Origin of the sequence: Paenibacillus sp. 2KB_22 (genome assembly GCF_052115745.1) — a bacterium.
Taxonomy (GTDB): Bacteria; Bacillota; Bacilli; order Paenibacillales; family Paenibacillaceae; genus Paenibacillus.
On the sequence record NZ_JBFRHG010000001.1, the window covers coordinates 1587516 to 1607672 of the forward strand.

At 45.7% G+C, this 20157-nt stretch carries 18 protein-coding genes; 2 read left to right on the forward strand and 16 right to left on the reverse strand.

The window, feature by feature from the left end:
- Window positions 1-96: 96 nt before the first annotated feature.
- The 7 genes from phoU to AB4111_RS06835 form a co-directional block, all read right to left on the reverse strand.
- On the reverse strand, window positions 97-756 hold the full coding sequence (gene phoU, locus AB4111_RS06805; protein WP_017689478.1) for a phosphate signaling complex protein PhoU: 660 nt from the start codon (window positions 754-756) through the stop codon (window positions 97-99).
- A 63-nt stretch (window positions 757-819) separates the two neighbouring features.
- On the reverse strand, window positions 820-1575 hold the full coding sequence (pstB, locus tag AB4111_RS06810; protein WP_253433084.1) for a phosphate ABC transporter ATP-binding protein PstB: 756 nt from the start codon (window positions 1573-1575) through the stop codon (window positions 820-822).
- Window positions 1576-1802: 227 nt separating this feature from the next.
- Window positions 1803-2984 carry a methyl-accepting chemotaxis protein gene (locus tag AB4111_RS06815; protein ID WP_442030932.1) on the reverse strand — a complete coding sequence of 394 codons (1182 nt, stop codon included), beginning with the start codon at window positions 2982-2984 and terminating at the stop codon, window positions 1803-1805.
- Between the two features lie 152 nt (window positions 2985-3136).
- Window positions 3137-3865, reverse strand: a complete 729-nt coding sequence (locus AB4111_RS06820; protein WP_253433078.1) for a response regulator transcription factor — start codon at window positions 3863-3865, stop codon at window positions 3137-3139.
- A 116-nt stretch (window positions 3866-3981) separates the two neighbouring features.
- Window positions 3982-5802, reverse strand: a complete 1821-nt coding sequence (gene pnpS, locus AB4111_RS06825) for a two-component system histidine kinase PnpS (RefSeq protein WP_253433075.1) — start codon at window positions 5800-5802, stop codon at window positions 3982-3984.
- A gap of 43 nt (window positions 5803-5845) precedes the next feature.
- Entirely contained in the window at window positions 5846-6193 is a 348-nt protein-coding gene (locus tag AB4111_RS06830; protein WP_442030933.1) for a cupin domain-containing protein, read from the reverse strand.
- 247 nt (window positions 6194-6440) lie between these two features.
- Window positions 6441-7310, reverse strand: coding sequence for an SDR family oxidoreductase (locus tag AB4111_RS06835; RefSeq protein ID WP_442030934.1), 870 nt, complete (start codon window positions 7308-7310; stop codon window positions 6441-6443).
- A gap of 408 nt (window positions 7311-7718) precedes the next feature.
- Between AB4111_RS06835 and AB4111_RS06840 the strand changes: the two genes are divergently transcribed.
- Window positions 7719-9278 (forward strand): histidine kinase N-terminal 7TM domain-containing protein, encoded by a 1560-nt coding sequence (locus AB4111_RS06840; RefSeq protein ID WP_442030935.1) that lies wholly within the window; start codon window positions 7719-7721, stop codon window positions 9276-9278.
- Between the two features lie 258 nt (window positions 9279-9536).
- Here the strand turns inward: AB4111_RS06840 and AB4111_RS06845 are convergent, their stop codons facing one another.
- From AB4111_RS06845 to citZ, 4 genes are all read right to left on the reverse strand, one after another.
- On the reverse strand, window positions 9537-9962 hold the full coding sequence (locus AB4111_RS06845) for a hypothetical protein (RefSeq protein ID WP_017689485.1): 426 nt from the start codon (window positions 9960-9962) through the stop codon (window positions 9537-9539).
- 134 nt (window positions 9963-10096) lie between these two features.
- Window positions 10097-11038 (reverse strand): malate dehydrogenase, encoded by a 942-nt coding sequence (gene mdh / locus AB4111_RS06850; protein ID WP_211081069.1) that lies wholly within the window; start codon window positions 11036-11038, stop codon window positions 10097-10099.
- 15 nt (window positions 11039-11053) lie between these two features.
- Window positions 11054-12346, reverse strand: coding sequence for an NADP-dependent isocitrate dehydrogenase (icd, locus tag AB4111_RS06855; protein WP_076330335.1), 1293 nt, complete (start codon window positions 12344-12346; stop codon window positions 11054-11056).
- 147 nt (window positions 12347-12493) lie between these two features.
- A complete protein-coding gene (gene citZ / locus AB4111_RS06860) occupies window positions 12494-13606 on the reverse strand; it encodes a citrate synthase (protein WP_017689488.1) in 1113 nt (370 codons plus the stop codon).
- A 531-nt stretch (window positions 13607-14137) separates the two neighbouring features.
- Between citZ and ytvI the strand changes: the two genes are divergently transcribed.
- Window positions 14138-15256 carry a sporulation integral membrane protein YtvI gene (ytvI, locus tag AB4111_RS06865; protein WP_442030936.1) on the forward strand — a complete coding sequence of 373 codons (1119 nt, stop codon included), beginning with the start codon at window positions 14138-14140 and terminating at the stop codon, window positions 15254-15256.
- Between the two features lie 101 nt (window positions 15257-15357).
- Here the strand turns inward: ytvI and AB4111_RS06870 are convergent, their stop codons facing one another.
- From AB4111_RS06870 to accD, 5 genes are all read right to left on the reverse strand, one after another.
- A complete protein-coding gene (locus AB4111_RS06870) occupies window positions 15358-15756 on the reverse strand; it encodes an FxsA family protein (RefSeq protein ID WP_036609835.1) in 399 nt (132 codons plus the stop codon).
- 7 nt (window positions 15757-15763) lie between these two features.
- Window positions 15764-16300 (reverse strand): acyl-CoA thioesterase, encoded by a 537-nt coding sequence (locus AB4111_RS06875; RefSeq protein WP_442030937.1) that lies wholly within the window; start codon window positions 16298-16300, stop codon window positions 15764-15766.
- Window positions 16301-16401: 101 nt separating this feature from the next.
- The gene (gene pyk / locus AB4111_RS06880; RefSeq protein ID WP_062833547.1) at window positions 16402-17829 is read right to left on the reverse strand and encodes a pyruvate kinase; all 1428 of its coding nucleotides are present in this window, start codon (window positions 17827-17829) and stop codon (window positions 16402-16404) included.
- 105 nt (window positions 17830-17934) lie between these two features.
- Window positions 17935-18966 carry an acetyl-CoA carboxylase carboxyltransferase subunit alpha gene (locus AB4111_RS06885; protein WP_315936561.1) on the reverse strand — a complete coding sequence of 344 codons (1032 nt, stop codon included), beginning with the start codon at window positions 18964-18966 and terminating at the stop codon, window positions 17935-17937.
- Window positions 18967-19860 carry an acetyl-CoA carboxylase, carboxyltransferase subunit beta gene (gene accD, locus AB4111_RS06890; protein WP_036609844.1) on the reverse strand — a complete coding sequence of 298 codons (894 nt, stop codon included), beginning with the start codon at window positions 19858-19860 and terminating at the stop codon, window positions 18967-18969.
- Window positions 19861-20157 lie beyond the last annotated feature (297 nt).

The window sequence follows — 20157 nt, forward strand, 5'->3', positions numbered from 1 at the left end:
AGCTGTACACAGTCTACCTGAGAGAAAGTCCTTTTCCATTCATATGATTGCATTACTTAATCAGCACTGATTCCCCAATTCCAAAGTCATGCTCTTCTATTGATTCAGATCCGGGCGTTTACCTGTCACCAGGTATACCGTGCTCTCACCAATGTTGGTCGCATGATCACCAATACGTTCAATGTAACGTCCGACCATCATCAGCAGCATAGCCTGAGAAGCCTGATTAGGATGCTCTGTCATTAGCGTGTAGAGATCACTGATCATGTGGCTGTACAGTTGATCGACCTGATCGTCCGTCTGAGCCATTTTGTAGGCCAGATCTGTGTTTTCTTTCAGGAAAGATTCGATGGATTCATCAATCATGGATTTCACGATCTCTGCCATTTGCGGGATATCCACCAGAGGTTTAATCAGCTTCTGTCCATCCATCCGGAGTGTCACCTTCGCCACGTCGAGAGCAAGATCTCCCATACGCTCCAGATCACTGGAAATTTTGAATGCCACGATAATACGTCTGAGGTCCTTCGCCACCGGCTGTTGTGTGATGATCAGTTTGGAGCCAAGTTCCATAATTTTGTCTTCAAGGGCATTCAGATTCGCATCATTCTTGATGATGACCTGAGCTTTCTCCGCGTTCATCGTTTGTAAACTCTCAATAGCACCATCCAGTGCTGCTCCTACATGTTCACCCATTTGCTTGAGCAAGGTACGCAACTCTTCAAGCTCCTGATCAAATTCTTTTCTGCGAATCATAGATTTCATGTCCTCCTTATCCATCGTCTCCGGTTATGCCGGGATCATTCCAACTCAGCTCGCTTAACCGAACCTTCCAGAGATATAATCCTCGGTTCGGGAATCTTGCGGTGTGGAGAATAACGTCTCCGTATCAGCTGCCTCCACCACTTCACCATTCAGGAAAAATACCGTACGTCCAGATACCCGTGCCGCCTGGTGCATATTGTGGGTAACCATAACGATGGTGTACTTGTGATGCAATTCCTTCACCAGTTCCTCAATCTTCAATGTGGAGATCGGGTCGAGTGCCGATGTTGCTTCATCCATTAGCAGAACGTCAGGCTGTACAGCCAGTGCCCGTGCAATACAGAGACGCTGCTGTTGTCCGCCGGACAGACTAAGTGCCGACTTTTTCAATACATCCTTCACTTCATCCCACAGTGCAGCATGGACAAGACTTTGTTCCACCAACTGATCCAGTTCAGCCTTTTGTGTTACTCCATGCAAGCGTGGTCCATAAGCGACGTTATCATAGATGGATTTCGGGAACGGATTCGGTTGTTGAAATACCATGCCAACTCGTTTGCGCAGTGTCTCCACTTCAATCTCATTACTGTAGATATCGGAGCCATCCAGCATAACCTGTCCTTCCACACGAACACCCGGAATCATGTCATTCATCCGGTTCAATGTGCGAAGCAATGTCGACTTACCACAACCTGACGGCCCGATGAACGCAGTAACGGTTTTTTCCGGCAGATCCATCGATATATTTTTAAGCGCGTGATGCGTATCATAGTATAAATTAAGTTTATCAATGTGAATGAGGTCCTTCATGGATGTTCACTTCTCCTTCGCTGCAGGGACGCGGAAACTCCCTTTACGTTGAGACCGATGCTGATAATTGCTCATCGCTGCTCGGCCATCTTTAATATCCTACCCTTTCATTGTAAAAACAGTATCACTTTCATGTTAACGGAATGTAAAAAGACATCCTAAACCTTCATGATCTGCTTGATGATCAATCTGATTCCTGATGCCTGCATGTTGGATTGCCTTATATTTTACTCGCTATTCAGAACCATCTCATCCAGTTTCGTACGAATGTGCTCTGCGACTTCTCCAGCTTTCCCGCCTTCCATGGCGATCTCCTCTGCTATACGGGACAGATCTCTCACCGCGCTGTTCAGTTGTCGGAACGTTGCTCCCCCTGCGGTGACATGCACCGAACTGTCGTCAATCTCCGCTCCGCTTGCCTTAACCAGTTCTACAGTCTGAAGGGTCAATCCACCAATATTCTCTAGCAATGAAGACATGTTGCCTGCAACCTCACGGGTCTGTTTCGCGAGCGCTCGAATCTCCCCTGCAACAATCTGAAAACCTCGTCCATATTCACCGGCATGTGCTGCTTCGATGGAAGCATTCAGCGCAAGGAGTCCACTCTGATCTGCCAAGGATCGAATGGAATGTGCCATGCCTGAGCCTGTTTTGATCGAATTCAGCATGTGATCCGCATGTTGTCCTTGACTCTCCATATGCTGATGTACCCGGTTATAGGAAGCATCGACGTGTTTCAAACTCTCTTCGCCCTGCTTGGACAATGCCATGATCTCACGGGCCTCATGTACGGTCTGATTCGCTGCATGCACTAGCTTAGTGACTGCATCATTGATTCTAGATATCTCCTGCCTGCTCTCGGATACCGTACGAACCCGTTCTGCCGAAGAAGCTTGTTGCAATCTGCGGGAGAGGGACATCACATCACGTATCGTCAGCACACCGAGCAGTCGATCTTGTTCCGTAACGAGTAGACAATCGTAGAAATGTTGTTCATTCCTTCCAAGTGCGATATCAATAATCGTTGTGGCTTCCATATGAATATCTGCAATAACCGGAGATGTATTCACAACTTGTATGACCGGCTTACGATAGAATAGATCTGCGGCAAAACGACCGTTTAACATCCGATATAACGTCTCTCGCATTAACAATCCAGTAGGTTTCATCTGCTCATCACATAATACAATGCAAGGGTGCTCCTGGCCCTGATTCATCATCGTCGCTGCTTCTCCACAGGTCGTGTGGACTCCGGCGACAGGAACCTGGCGATAATAGTCTTGCAGATGGATTACAGGTTCTTCAGCAACCACCGTTACTTCATGATGCTGTTGTTCGGGTGTCGCTAATTCTTCATTATGTAAAACAACATGAGGCTGGTCGGGTTTCACTTCGAGCAACATGGGCATAAATGCGCAATCTCCTTTACGTATTAGCTCCGTCTTAAGATAGATTATGTAGGTATAAAGTATCACCCAGATAAGTCCATGCTACTCCCTCTAAGTAAAGGAAAATCCTCCTTTATGTTAAACGAACGTAAAATAAAACTCCCCGATCATTGCTAACTTGAATGATGGGGAGTTTTTCTTTTGACAACCAATTTATAACCTACACCACGAATGGAATCAATGTGAACCGATTCCGGGTCAAGCTCCAGCTTTTTACGTAATGAGCTGACGTGTACATCCACCGTTCGTTGACCTCCGATATAATCGAAACCCCACACAGCGTTCATCAGATCATCCCTTGTCAGCACCACACCCGGCTTTTTGGCCAAGTATAAAAGAACTTCGAACTCTTTCGGACGCAGACTGATGGATTGTCCACCCAGTGTCACTTCATATTTCAGAGGATAAATCTCCAGCTCCCCCAGAATAATTCGTGAACCATCCTTGTCCTCAGGCTGTGGTAAGTCTTCACCATTGGAATAACGTCTTAATACTGCATCCACTCGGGCTAATAACTCAGATACACCAAAGGGTTTGGTAATATAATCATCGGCACCCGATTTCAGTCCCTGTACAACCTCGGCTTCACCGTTCTTGGCCGTCAGAATGATAACGGGTGTACTGACACCCTGTATTCTTAACTTGTTCAGAATGTCCAGACCATTCATGCCCGGAAGCATCAGATCAAGCAAAATGAGATCAAATTCCTGGGACAAGGCCCGATCATATCCTGCAGATCCGTGATCCTCTGCCGTAACGTCGTAACCTTCCTGTGTCAGGTTATACGTGAGTAATCTCGATAATGTAGGTTCATCTTCAATAACTAGCAAACGCTGTGCCATGATACCCCTTCTCTCTTCATAGGTTGTCTGTTGCCACAACACTTTTTCTATCATAGCACTAATTTGTTAACGGGGTGTAAAACAATACAACCTTTTTACATTTTGCTACTTAGTGTCTAGATCTCTTCATCCTGAATGAATGGAAGGATAACACGGAACGTTGTCCCCATGCCCAGCTCACTCTCTACAGACAATTTGCCATGATGCAATTCCACCAGATGTTTCACGATGGAAAGTCCAAGGCCTGTGCCCCCTGAATTACGGGATCTGCCTTTATCAACGCGATAGAACCGTTCGAAGATTCGCGGCAAATCTTTTTTCGGTATGCCAATTCCTGTATCCGACACCGCAAAGACCACTTCATCGTCGTTATCCATCGTCACCTGTAACTTCACTCGTCCGCCATCCGGGGTATAGTTGATTCCGTTGGATAACAGATTGATGAATATCTGCTTCATCTTGTCCTCATCTGCTTCAATGTACAGTTCCTCCGGAACATGCATTTCCAGACGAATCTGCTTTTTCTCCGCCACCTTGGACAAGGTGCCCAGCACCATTTCGAAGAAAGAATGTACATGAACAGGTGAGCATTGCAGCGGCGCGCGTTTGGATTCAATTTTGGATAACTCCAGAATATCCCCAATCAATCGGTTAAGTCGATCTCCTTCATCATAGATGATTTTCAGGAATGAACGCTCCGTTTCCTTATCCTGTACCCCGCCACTGAGCAGCGTTTCGGCAAAGCCTTTGACCGCAGCAACAGGTGTCTTGAGCTCATGTGAGACATTCGCGACAAATTCACTGCGCATCGACTCCAAACGGCGAATCGCCGTCACGTCCTGCAACAGGAACAACATGCCTCGATACCCGCCATCATCTTCGGACATCGGTACTCCATCAATACGGATCAGTTTTTCCTCCGGGTTGAACACACTCACTTCTTCATGCATCCGTTCTTTCAGTGCAACACTCTCTTCAATGGTACGTGTTAATTCGTAGTGTCTTTTCAATTCAGTATAAGGCTTACCCGTAACCTTTCCTGCCTGAATACTAAGCATACGCTCCGCTTCCCGATTAACCAATGCAATGGATTGCCCTGCATCGATCATAACAATACCTCCGGTCATGTTCGCGAGGACACTCTGCAGTAACGCTTCATTGTCACGAATCGTCTTCAGCTGGGACTGCAAGCTGTCTGCCATTCCGTTTATCGCAAGTCCTAGCTGTCCGATCTCATCTCTACGCGTTACATCAACTCTCGCATCGTATTCCAGTTTGGTGATTCGATGAGCTACTTTTGTAATATGCTCAATCGGGGAGGTTAATCCGCGTGCAACCCGATAACTGACAAACGCGACAATTAAGAACAGTAGCCCAAGTGCAGCAAACATAATCATCCAACCACGCTGAAGACCCTGATCAACCGCATGTAGACTCATCGAAAGGCGGATGTAACCATCAAATTTGCCGCTAGGCATTTCAATCATATCACTTTGATCCGAATTAACAGGTAGCGCTACATACAGCATGTCCTGTCCCAATGTTTCACTGTAACGTATGGACTGCCCGTATCCATCCCCAACCGCATCCTTGATTTCTTCCCGGTTCAAGTGATTATCCATCGCTGCCGGACTACTCTCGGAATCTCCAATGACCGTGCCGTCCTTATTAATGAAGGTCACCCGGGAATCCGTGAGGCGATCCAGTTCCAGCGCCCGATCTGAATAATACTTTCGTGTAGCTTCCGAGGTTGGATCACTTGCATCATGGAATGGAAAAGTAGCTTTGAGCAAATTAATCTCGCGCACCATAGTTTGCTCCAATGCGGTTATATGCGTAGTCTTAAACACTCTGCCCATCGTATATCCAGCTACAATGACGGATATACCGATCAGCACCATCATAATGATGGCAAGGCGAATTCGAAACGGTCTCATCTATCTCTTCCTTTATGATCAGATTAATATCTAATGACTTGTTCTACATTGAATCCAGTTCAATTCGATCCCCACGGGTACCAGGATTGGAAATAACGAGAAACTCCACTTCTTCGTTGCTCCGATTCATCATCTGATGCGGCCTTCCAGGTGCAATCTCTATTCCTTCATGGGTTTCCAGCATAAACATTTCACCATTAAGTTCCATACATGCTTCACCGCTGAGGATGAAAAAAAACTGACGGCTTACCGAATGGTAATGTCGTGTTTCAGCCGTTCCTGCAGGCATTCGCTCATGAATGATGCTCAATTTATCGTTTTGAACAAGGTGCCAGCCATCGCACTGTCCACCCCATATATAATGCGCTGCATTCTGTTTGCTAATTTTCATATGACTTATCCCTCCGAGTATAATTGCTCGATCTATCATATCACAGATTAGGGAGATTCCAGTCAGGCAAGGCTATTCGTACAATATCATATATGTATCAACGCAGATGCAGACTTTTGTAAACAGGTGCTAAACCCGCATCTTTGACTTACACATTCCCCTGATATAAAAAAGACGTACCGCTCAGCCATGCTGAAAGCGATACGCCTCTCTATAATAACCCAAACCTGGGTTGAGCTTTTACGAATTACCCGTTCACCACTTCGCCGCCGTTCACATGCATTACCTGTCCACTCACATATGATGAGTCATCCGAAGCCAGATACACATACGCGGGAGCCAGTTCATCCGGTTGTCCCGGCCGCTTCATTGGCTGCGTTGCGCCAAACTCGCTAACCTTTTTCTCATCAAATGTGGATGGAATGAGTGGTGTCCAGATTGGTCCTGGTGCAACAGCATTCACACGAATTCCCTTCTCAATCACATTCATCGATAAAGAACGAGTGAACGAAGTGATTGCTCCTTTGGTAGATGAATAGTCAAGCAGTGTTGGGCTGCCGCGGTAAGCTGTGATGGATGTCGTGTTAATAATCGTACTGCCTTTCTTCAGATGTGGCAGGGCCGCCTGCGTCACATAGAACATACCGAAGATATTGGTACGGAATGTTCGCTCCAGTTGTTCTGGTGTAATATCCTCCAGATTCTGTTGTGGGTGCTGTTCTGCAGCGTTATTCACGACAATGTCCAGTTTGCCCAGTTCATCCACTGTCTGCTGAACCGTCTTCTTCGCAAAGGCATCATCACCAATATCTCCGGCTATCAAGATGCACTTGCGTCCTTCTTGTTCGACCTGTCGCTTCGTTTCCTTGGCATCTTCGTGCTCGCTCAAGTATACAATCGCGACATCCGCGCCTTCCTTGGCGTATGTAACGGCTACAGCACGACCAATTCCACTGTCACCCCCAGTAATGAGCGCCACCTTTCCCGTCAGTTTACCTGCTGCCTTGTATTCAGGCTTCTCAAATTCGGGTCTGGGATGCATCTCCGATTCGATTCCGGGTCGTTGATCCTGATGCTGCGCTGGCATTGTTTTTTGGTTTTGTGGTGTGGTTGACATCTAACATTCTCCTCTCAAAATGTGAACATATTTGGATTACAGAAGACATGGACCTTAGCTATAACCTTCCTTGTCTTTCGTTCTCTGAAAAAGGTCTCATTCTGTAGGATGGCATGAACAGTCCAGATTATTCTCCTGTGATGAACAGCAACTCAAGTCTCAGCGTACTGTCTCTATCAGCGTCCTACCTTCTATTCGTTATTTACCACGCTCTTTGGATATCAAACAACCGATTTGCTTCAATGCCTGTTTTGCCAGAATTCGAAATTTATTCGAAATTAGACTGTTTCATGATACAAAGTGTATTCCTATGCTGCTTAGGCTGATGTACAATGTACAGTATACAGATGTGCTTTAACTATCATTTTTACTGGTTTAACCATCCTAACCTAACATGGAGACCTGACAATGGAATCGCATATTAATTCATATATAACACTCGTAGCCACTTCAGCCGTGCTGAATGTCTTTTTGTGTTTATATACCTATTTCAGAAGATCCGAGATCCCCAGTTCCAAAATATTCATCCTCTACACAGCAGCACTCTCCATATATACTTTTGGATATGCAATTGAGCTGGCCAGCAACACGCTGGAGCAGATGAAGTTTTGGACCACCGTGGAGTATATAGGCATGCCCTTCTCCGCATCTCTTGGCCTCATGTTGATGATAAAGTACACAGGTAAAACGTTATCCAAAAAGGTAACTTCCGCATTGTTTGTAATGCCTTCCATTACACTATGTATGGTAGCAACCAATGATTTTCATCATCTCTTTTATAAGAAAGTATGGCTGAGAGAAAATAGTCCCGTACCTCTGATGGATGTCGCAGTGGGTCAATGGTATGTTGTTCACGGCGCATTCACGTTCTCTTGTCTGTTATGTGCCTGCCTCATTCTAATCGGACAATGGAAACACACCAAGAAGATGTACCGTCGTCAATTACTTACACTGATTACTTCACAGATTATTCCTATGGTCGCAGCTTTTCTGTATTTGCTTGGCTTGACACCTGGCGGGATGGACCCCGTGCCGGTTCTCATGTGTATTACATCTGCCATGTATATCTGGGCCATTCTATCCTCTCGTCTCCTGACCATCGTGCCGATTGCAAAAGACAGTATTTTCGAGAGCATGCGCGAAGGCGTTATTGTACTGGATAGTTCCAATCGCCTGGTGGATTACAATCGATCACTTCGTGACATGTTGCCAGAGCTTAATCTGACCATGATTGGACAACCCTTGGATGAGATATGGCTTAATCTTGCCGGAGAGACTTTTCCCGTTCAATACGAGAGGGAAGGATTGCAAACGGATCTGTACTGGCAGTTAGCAGGTGAAACCGTCTGTTATCAGGTCAGAACGTCCTATGTTTATAACAAAGATGCGCAGATCGTGGGTAGTCTCATTATGCTCATTGATATAACAGAACAACGTTTCTTGCAAGAACAGCTAAAACAGCTGGCTTATTTCGATGGTCTGACCAAAATCTATAATCGCACTCATTTTTTGCATAAAGGACGGGAGATGTTGAGCGAAGCTCATCTTAATCTGCAGCCTGTCTCCTTTATTTTATTTGATATCGATTATTTTAAACGCATCAATGATACCTATGGACATGATGTGGGCGATCAGGCCATTATTCATGTGGTCTCTATATGTAATCGATATTTGAGCCCTGAGATGTTGTTCGCCCGTTATGGAGGAGAAGAATTCGTCATCGCTCTTCCTAGTACCTCGCTTCAAGAAGCCGAAGAACTCGCAGAGCAACTGAGAGCTGCCTTGTTGAATCAACCTTTAGATGTTCAAGGATTACCTATAACACTGACCTCAAGCTTTGGAATCTCCCAGTACAATGGAGGGATTGATTCGCTGGAGTCCTTGTTGCGCGACGCTGACACTGCTCTGTATGAGTCCAAGCGGAATGGTCGAAATACAGTGCATGTTCATGCTGTGAGTACAACCTAGTCAATGCAGCCCCAATTTAATGAGATATGTACGGTGACATGTAAGTAATTATTCATAGTTCCAATTCGAATAAGCTGAGGACACTCCGATCTCAGCTTAGCAACAACAAAAACAGACAGCCAATGAGGCTGTCTGTTTTTATAACGCAATACCATTATACATGTTCACACAGGTCATCCAGCTTGTCCTAATTACGTGTGCAAACGCTTAAACGATGACTATTAATACATCCTCATAGGGATGAATCAACCGGCACAACTAGATAACCTGATTATTCACCATCAGATACACCATAATCAGCAAGAATACAGCGAGCAGTGTGCTAAACATACGGATCTTGCTTTGTTCGGGTCCTACATCACGCTTGTTTTTCACACCTTCTGCAGCGAGTCGCAGCGGTTTGCCCATAATTCCTCCAATAGCGGCAATAGCCAAGAGAAGAACAACAACGACAGCCATCCAAACATGAGAATACTCACCTTTAGTCATCAGGTAACCACCCGTTAGAAGTTGGATTACAAGTCCATACTGCGCGACTTTGTTCAAAGAACGAAGCGACGCAAACGCTCCCTCTTGTGCTGCAGCATTCAAGGTACGGATTTTACCGACCACGAATGGCAGAATCAAATAGAATCCCATCGCCAGTGCTCCAACAATATGGAGCAGATACATAATCATTGTCAAAATTTTCATCCTCCTCAACATTTTCGGTGTGCTATACATCACATCCCATTATACTGGGGATCTTATCCAAAGAAAAGAAAACCTCCGGGTTACCGGAGGTTTTCTTTTAGCTTCTGTTCAAAAAGTTCTCAAACTTACAGGTTTACTACCGAAATAACGTTACGTACCGAATCAGCAGATTTATCCAATCCTGCTTTTTCTTCCGTTGTCAGTTCAAGTTCGAATATTTTCTCAATGCCGTTACCACCCAGAATGGTTGGTACACCGAGGAACAGATCATTATAGCCATATTCACCTTCAAGATAAGCGATCACTGGAATGATACGTTTCTTGTCCTTCAAAATCGCTTCGGTCATCTGAACAAGTGAAGCCGCCGGTGCATAATATGCACTGCCATTACCAAGCAGATTCACAATCTCACCACCGCCAACACGGGTGCGCTGAACGATGGATTCGATCCGGTCAGCCGGAATCAGTGTATCGATTGGAATGCCCCCCACGCTCGAATAACGAACGAGAGGAACCATATCGTCTCCGTGACCACCAAGAACGAATCCACGAACATCTTCAACAGATACGTTCAACTCTTGCGCAATGAAGGTACAATAACGTGCAGTATCCAGAACACCTGACTGACCAATAACACGGTTTTTAGGAAAACCAAGGGTCTGATAAGCTGCATAAGTCATCGCATCCACCGGGTTGCTTAGAATAATGACGATGGAATCAGGGCAATATTTTTTCACATTTTCACAAACGGACTTCACGATACCCGCATTCGTATTGACCAGATCGTCGCGGCTCATACCCGGTTTACGGGCGATACCAGCGGTGATGATTACAATCTCAGAACCTGCAGTATCTTCGTAGTTGGAAGTACCGACGATATGACTGTCAAACCCTTGAACTGGACTTGCTTCCATCATATCGAGTGCTTTCCCCTTCGTCGGGTTCTCCAGCTGAGGAATATCAACCAGCACAACATCCCCGAGTTCTTTTTGGGCAAGCATTAATGCGGTCGTAGCACCGGTAAAACCGGCGCCGACTACTGTGATTTTTTTGCGCTGAATAGTCAAGATTCACATCTCCCCTTACAGGTTTTTAATGATTTGATCCGCGAATTCAGAACATTTCACTTCAGTAGCGCCATCCATCAGACGTGCAAAGTCATACGTTACTGTTTTATTGTTAATGGATGTTTCCATACCTTTGTAGATCAGGTTAGCTGCTTCTTGCCATCCCAAGTGCTCAAGCAACATTACTCCGGACAGAATAACGGAACCAGGGTTCACGACATCTTTGTCCGCATATTTAGGTGCAGTACCGTGAGTTGCTTCGAAGATGGCATGTCCTGTTACGTAGTTGATGTTCGCTCCAGGAGCGATACCAATTCCGCCAACTTGCGCTGCAAGTGCATCGGACAGATAGTCACCGTTCAGGTTCAATGTTGCGATAACATCGAATTCGCCTGGACGAGTCAGTACTTGTTGCAGAGCGATATCGGCAATCGCATCTTTTACGATGATTTTACCAGCATCTTCAGCGGCTTTTTGTGCTGCATTCGCTGCATCTGTACCTTCGTTATCTTTGATGATGTCATATTGTGCCCAAGTGAATACTTTGTCAGCGAACTCTTCTTCAGCCACTTCGTATCCCCAGTTTTTGAAGGCACCTTCGGTAAATTTCATGATATTACCTTTGTGTACCAAGGTAACACTCTTACGGTTATGATCAATTGCGTATTGAATTGCTGCACGTACCAAACGTTTCGAACCTTCGGAAGAAACTGGTTTGATACCAATACCGGAAGTTTCAGGGAAACGGATTTTGTTAGCACCCATCTCCTGTTGCAGGAATTGGATCACTTTTTTCACTTCTTCAGAACCTTCAGCATACTCGATTCCTGCATAGATATCTTCCGTATTCTCACGGAAAATGACCATGTCTACCAGCTCAGGACGTTTAACCGGAGAAGGTACGCCGTCGAAATAACGAACAGGACGCAAGCAAGTGTACAGGTCAAGCTCTTGGCGCAGAGCTACGTTCAGGGAACGGATACCGCCACCGATTGGCGTAGTCAAAGGTCCTTTGATCGCTACGATATACTCACGAATGGCTTCCAGTGTATCATTCGGCAACCACTCACCGTATGTATCGAATGCTTTTTGTCCAGCAAACACTTCATACCATGCGATTTTTTTGTTGCCATCATAGGCTTTTTCAACAGCTGCATCCAATACACGTTTGGAAGCTTTCCAGATATCACGGCCTGTACCGTCACCTTCGATAAATGGAATGATCGGATTACTAGGTACTTGAAGTGTACCGTTATCAATTTGAATTTTTTCGCCTTCAGTTGGGTGAGCAAATTTTTCTAATTTCATAGTTAAAATTCCTCCTAGGTTTCGTATATGCAGTATTCATCATACCACTAGTCTTGTTGAGAGAAGGGTCCTGAGAGCTTAAGCTAGTAACGCCTCTGCTTTCCAACCCTTCACCTCGTCCATATTATTATACTGTTTTTGCGGCTATTAGCGAAGTTCAATAGAAACGTATTTCTGTTCTGTAGGACCAGTGTACTCCGCACGTGGACGAATGATGCGATTGTCCGCAAGCTGTTCCAAAATATGCGCAGTCCATCCAGATACCCGGCTGATGGCAAAGATCGGAGTGAACAATTCCTGTTCGATCTCCAGTTGGGTATATACAGAAGCAGAATAGAAGTCTACGTTAGGCTTCAGTCCTTTTTGTCCTGTTACCAGTTCCTCGATCTTCACAGACATATCATACAAGCGCGTATCATTGTTCATCTCGCCAAGTTCCTTGGACATCTTCTGTAAATGTTTGGCGCGTGGATCACCGTTTTTGTACACCCGATGTCCAAAGCCCATGATCTTTTCACGATTATTCAGTTTTTCCTGAATTGCCGCTTCAAGACGATCAGGCGTGCCGATCTCATTCAACATTTTCATAACGGCTTCGTTAGCACCGCCATGCAGTGGTCCCTTCAGTGCGCCAATGGCGGAAGTTACACCGGAATAGATATCCGACAGCGTAGCAACCGTTACACGTGCTGCAAATGTCGAAGCGTTCAACTCGTGATCTGCATGCAGGACAAGGGCTTGATCCAATGCTTTCACTGCAGTCTCGGATGGTTCTTCACCAGTCATCATATATAAAAAGTTCTCTGCGATGGAAGCGCCTTCTTTTGGAGCCACAGGTTCTTTGCCCTGACGGATACGGGCGATGGCTGCCACAATCGTTGGCAACTGTGCTTGCAACTTAACCGCTTTGTTCTCATTCGCTTCCGTTGTCATCTCATCAGCTTGCTCGTCGTACAGTGCAAGTGCAGAGACAGCGGAACGAAGTGCTGCCATGGTACTGACGTTTTTCGGATACAATTGGATTTGTGCAATCAACTCGCTCGGAATCGGCGCGTAATCGCTCAGGCTTTTACGAAGGGATTTCAGTTCATCCGTTGTTGGCAATTTACCAAACCACAACAAATAGGCAACTTCTTCAAAGCTAGCATGTTCAGCCAAATCGTCGATATCGTAACCACGGTATGTGAGCACACCGTCTACAATAGAACTGATCGAAGAGGTTGTTGCAACGATGCCTTCCAGACCTTTGGTAGCTGTCATATTACATCTCTCCTTTAATAAGCGAAATCAGGACCCATTCCAGAGTGCCATATAAGTGCCAAAGTGCACCTATCCTCTTTTTGTAAACATTTTCATTTTAAAATTAACAAATATTTCAAAATACTGTTTTCCTACCTGTCAATCGCTATTTACTTATAACATCATACTGGATTTTGTCGTTTATGTGAACATGATGAGAGTTCATTCGCACATCAAACTTCTTTATCGGACCGATAAAGCATTTTTGAAAGCCTTTACAAAAACAAGGTTGACATTTAATGTTTTTTAAACAATCCTGTCGTATGAAGAACTTTCTATTGCTATATTCTGTAAGACTAAGGCATACTCTAGGCAAAAGAAAGAATCCCGGCAGAGCATGCTCAAAAGTCAGCTTTTGAACATGCTCTGGTAACATCCCGGCGTTTCAAAACATGGTAAATGCTCTATATTAATTAAGATAGCCATCTATTTTTAATACTTTTTTATAGATCATACATAGGTCGGCTTAATTGAAATTAGGAGAGTTGATGCTTGGATAAAATTATACTGAAACGTCTGCTCCGCGGCTTATGGGTTATCATTGCAACCATTCTGATCGCTGTTGCCATATACTTGTTGTTCCCGCTGCTGTATCCTTTTGCGATTGCCTGGATCATCGCTTATGCCATGAATCCATTAGTGAAACTGCTTCAGCTTCGAGCACGATTCCCCCGCTGGCTGGCTGTGACTCTTTCCTTAATCCTTTATTTTGGAGCCATCGCGGTGGTGCTGTCAGCGGCGATTACCCGCATGGTAAAAGAAGTCATTTCACTTACGACAAGCTTTGATCTTCATGTCGATGAGATCAAGGACACGTTTGTGCGCTGGACACAGAATGACACCATTCAGAGTTTGATTGGGCAGATCAATGAATTTTACAAGGAGAACCCCAACTACCAGGAAACCATCAACAGCAATATTAGTAAAACGACCGAAACGGTAGGTACAGCCGTGACCGATCTGGTCACCGGATTTTTCAATATGGTTCTGAGTCTTCTGACTTCCCTGCCTAACATGGGCGCGGTATTAATTGTTGTTCTGCTGTCTACATTCTTCATTAGCAAAAGTTGGACCCGGCATAGCATCACCGTATCGGGCTGGGTGCCCTCTTCCATTCGCAAGCCAATATCAGACATATGGACTGATTTGAAAAAGGCCTTGTTTGGGTATGTAAGAGCACAATTGATCATGATCTCGATTACAGCACTATTCGTCATGATTGGACTGCTTATATTGCAAGTGAAGTCAGCCTTTACCATCGCTCTCTTTATTGGTCTGGTCGATCTGCTTCCTTACCTGGGTGTGGGTCTGGTCATGGTCCCTTGGGCTGCATACCTGTTTATGAACGGGGATCTGTATCTGGGCATTGGTATTAGTATTATCTATCTGATCTTACTGATCGCCCGTCAGATTATTGAACCGAAGGTACTTGCAAGTAGTGTAGGGCTCGACCCACTCGCCACGCTGGTTGGCATGTTCGTGGGCTTGAAGTTGTTCGGTGTTCTGGGCTTAATTATTGGCCCTGTCAGTCTCGTGATTCTCGATGCGTTCAATCGGGCTAACGTATTACGCGACCTCAGAACGTATATCATCAACGGACGTGTCCGATGAGGCAGCATCTTATGAGCACACAGGAAATATAGAAAAGGCTCCGTTCAACAGAAATCATCTGCTGAGCGGAGCCTCTTCCATTTTGCATAACAACTGGTTTTTCATTTCGGACGGCGATAAAACGTAATTTTTCCACTTTTCATTTTTTTCTCCAGCCATCCCAGGAAGAACAGACGATAAACCGGACGTGTTAATGGAAATACCAATGTAAACCCGATCAGATCCGTTACAAAGCCTGGAATCAAAAGCAAGAAACCACCGACAAAAATAAAAAGACCATCGACCATTTTTCTGCCAGGTACCTTGCCACGCTCCATCTCGGATTTGGCGTCCACAAGTACTTTTCGTCCTTCAAACTGCAACATTGCTATACCAATCAAGGACGTGAGAATCATGAGAAGCAATGTCTTTCCGGCTCCGATCCAGTCACTCATCAGAATAAAACCAAATAATTCAATCACCGGAATGATTAAGAGTAAAGCCCACATCCATTTTCGCATTGACGTATTACCCCTTTCCCGAAAGCCACACCTTTTCAAGCGCGCTGTATAGCTCAGAGGCTGCCTTATCCAGCCGAACTGGCTTCCAGTCTCCATTTACCCACACATGCTGGGTAGAACCTGTAACTAGCCGTTCTCCGGGGAGCGATTCATCAGCTGACCATACCCGTTCTCCAATCGCCATATGCTCATCAGGTTCTTCAGACATGCGTCTTATGTCGTACTCATAGTTCAGTCGCAGACCACTAAATGCAGCAATACGGGTGAAAATGATAATCTCATCATCATATCGGGCAGGCTTGTGATACTTCACATCCAGTCCGGTTACGGGAAGCAGTAACCCCTGTTCCTCCATTTTACGATATGTATACCCCATTTGGCGAATCATCTCAGTTCGACCGATTTCAAACCAATTCAAATAGTTCGCGTGGTAGACCACGCCCATCTGGTCACTTTCTTGATAGCGTACACGAAGACTTGCCGCATACCAGCTACCGTTGATCTGTTCTCGCACGTTATCGGCCTCCTTCGCTCTAACAATCATACGTGTAACATCGCTGCAAAGTGTCAATAAGATGGAAAAAAAGCAACGGGACAATAACGCCCCATTGCTTCTTTCCTGTTGCTTCTCCATCCAAGACGCTATTAAGCGTTGTTTGGAATTTGGCTTACTTTAATCAGGTTGGTAGAACCGGAACGACCCAAAGGTACACCTGCTGTGATCACAACCAGGTCTCCTTCTTTAACCAGTCCGGATTTTACGCCGCCTTCAATTGCGTTTTCGAACAAAGCATCCGTGGAATCAACCAGTCTTCCTTTGACAGGAGTTACACCCCAAGCCAGAGCCAAACGACGGGAAGTTCTGTCTTCCGTAGTCACAGCGATGATTGGAGATTCTGGACGATACTTGGAAATCATGCGTGCAGTGTGTCCTGATTCAGTTGAAGTGATGATCGCTTTTGCGTTCAAATCTTGAGCTGAAAGGGCAACCGATTGGCTGATTGCTTCTGTAACTGTTGTTTGTTGAGCAACACGTTGTTTCAGATACAGCTCTTGGTAAGGCAGAGCAGATTCTGCTTTTTCAGCAATACGGGACATGGTCAGAACGGATTCAACCGGGTATTTACCCGCAGCTGTCTCACCCGACAACATGATTGCGTCCGTACCATCGAAGATCGCATTCGCCACGTCACTTGCTTCCGCACGTGTTGGACGCGGGTTACGTTGCATGGAATCCAACATTTGTGTAGCTGTGATAACCGGTTTACCAGCAACGTTACATTTTTCGATCATGCGTTTTTGTACCAATGGTACTTCTTCCGCAGGAATTTCAACACCCAGGTCTCCACGAGCAACCATCAGGCCGTCAGACACTTCAAGGATCTCGTCGAGGTTATCGACACCTTGTTGGTTTTCGATTTTGGAGATGATTTGGATATGTCCAGCATTGTGTTTTTCAAGCAATTCACGAATCTCAAGTACGTCACTCGCTTTACGTACAAAAGAAGCCGCGATGAAATCGACACCTTGCTCAATACCAAATACGATATCGTTAGCGTCTTTTTCGGTGATACCCGGCAGAGAAATGGCAACGCCCGGAACGTTAACACCTTTTTTGCTTTTGATCGATCCGCCGTTAACGATACGGCATTTGATCTCGGTGCCTTGCACTTCCACCACAGTCAGTCCGATCAGACCGTCGTCGATCAGAATTGTAGATCCCGGTTCAACATCATTCGGAAGATCTGTATACGTAATGGAAAGACGTTCTTTGGTGCCCAGAATTTCTTCTGTTGTCAAAGTGATGTACTCGTCTTGAACCAATTCGATCGGTTCAACTTCGAGTTTACCTGTCCGAATTTCCGGTCCTTTGGTGTCCAGCAAGATCGCTACTGTTTTGTTCAACTCTTCGCATGCTTGGCGAATCGCAATGATCCGTCCGCCGTGCTCATCGAAATCACCGTGGGAGAAGTTCAGACGGGCCACATTCATACCGGCCATAATCAATTTTTTGGTGTTCTCCAGAGATTCACTGGATGGACCAATGGTACATACAATTTTCGTTTTACGCATTTTGGGTTTCCTCCGATTTTAAAGGTATTACTCTTTATCTATTTTTCTTTTTCCAACTATTAAATTTACTATACTTTTGATCATTTGTATAGGAAATTCGTCACATTATTCAGCATTTCCCGACAAATTACTCGCAACATCGACTTCTACAAGCTCTTGAGGAGCTTCAATGGATGCTTGAGGTTCAAACGTGACCGATCCGATTTTACGGAATTTCTCATAACGATCCTGTTTCAACTGATCCCCGCTCCAGCCCTTCATCTCGTCGAGATGACGGACCAACGCTTCACTGATGAAAGCAGCAGACGCTTCATAATCCCGATGTGCACCGCCGCGTGGCTCAGGCACGATCTCTTCAATGACCTCCATCTCCAAAAGGTCCTTGGCTGTTATTTTCATCGCTTCAGCCGCCTGATCTGCCTTGGATGCATCCTTCCAGAGAATCGAAGCAGCCCCGTTCGGAGAGATCGCAGAATAGATCGCATGTTCCAGCATCAACACACGATTACCCACAGCCATAGCGAGGGCACCGCCGCTTCCACCTTCGCCGATGACCACAACAATAACAGGAACCGAAAGCTTCGCCATTTCCATCAGGTTGCGAGCGATAGCTTCCGATTGACCTCTCTCTTCTGCAGTATTACCCGGATACGCCCCTTTAGTATCAATAAACGTAATAATAGGGCGGCCAAATTTGTTCGCTTGTTTCATCAGACGAAGTCCTTTTCGGAAACCTTCCGGATGTGCGCTGCCGAAAAAGCGGGCGATGTTATCCTTCGTATCTTTCCCCCGCTGTTGTCCGATTACCGTTACTGTCTTTCCATTCAACTTGGCAAGCCCACCAACAACCGCAAGATCGTCTCCGAACATGCGATCACCATGCAGCTCAATGAAGTCTGTAAATATCAACTGAATCAGATCTAGCGCCGTTGGGCGTTGCTGGTGCCGGGCCAGATGCATTTTCTGAGCTGCCGTTATGCCAGTGTAAATCTCTTCTTCAAGTCTATGGTAACGTTCTTCCAGGCGGGCAATCTCGTCCGTAAAGTCGATCCCTTTTTCCTGTCCAAACTGTACGAGTTCATCAATCTTTTTGCGCATCTCAACCAGAGGCGCTTCATATGGCAACTCACCCGCCATTTAGACCCCTCCTTTTTCACTATGCATATCCAGAAGCTTGCCAAGAGTGGCCCGAAGTTCTTTCCGGTGCACAACCATGTCCAACTGACCGTGTTGCATATTAAATTCAGCCGTCTGGAAATCATCAGGTAACTTCTGACGGATGGTCTGTTCAATAACGATTCTGCCGGCAAAACCAAATACAGCGCCAGGTTCGGCAATATTAATATCGCCCAGACTCGCAAAACTTGCCGAGACTCCACCTGTCGTTGGGTCCGTAATGACCGAAATGTACAGCCCGCCCTGTTCATCCAAACGGGATAAAGCTGCGCTTGTTTTGGCCATTTGCATAAGGCTGAGAATACTCTCCTGCATCCGGGCACCACCTGATGTGGAGAAAATAATCAATGGCAAGCGCTTCTCTGTTGCATGCTCAATGGCACGGGTAATTTTCTCCCCTACAACAGAACCCATGCTGCCTGTGAAGAAATCAAAACTCATGACAGCCACAACTACAGGCAGGCCGTCAATGGTTCCTTCCCCTGTAATGACAGCTTCCTTCAGGCCCGATTTCAGACGTTGTTGTTCCAATTTGTTGCTATATCCAGGAAAGCCAAGCGGATCAACTGATATCATATCAGCGTCAAACTCAACAAACCCTTGATCATCAAGTACCATAGCAATGCGCTCCATAGCATTAAGACGCATATGGTAACCACAAGCAGGACATACTTTCAGATTTTTCTCCAATTCCTTGCTATATTGAATGGTGCCGCATTTGCTGCACTTGTTCATAAGCCCTTCAGGTATTTCACGTTTTGGGCGCTCTAGGACTTCCTGGCCTTCACCGGGAAGTGCACGCTCGGAAGGTATGGTAGCGTACTTCCGTTTCTTCTGGAATATATCTTTGAACACAACTACACCTCTCCAGCCGTTGATTTGATGGCCGCAACCTGCAGTGCGCTGCTTGTGACAGCTTCATCCGCGTGCTACGGTAAACCGCTTACGACCCACACGCTGCCATGGGCCTTGTCCAGCATTCACAACAAAAAAATCCGCCGGTACAGGGCAAGGATCAGCGGCTTCTGTCAGCACGATTGATGTTACCTGCAATAACCGAAAGATTGTTGCGCCGATGTTTTGAATCTATCTAGGTAGGGTCTCCGGGAGCAACCAGGTCGGTCCTAGTCCTAACAAAAAAAGAAGGAAGGA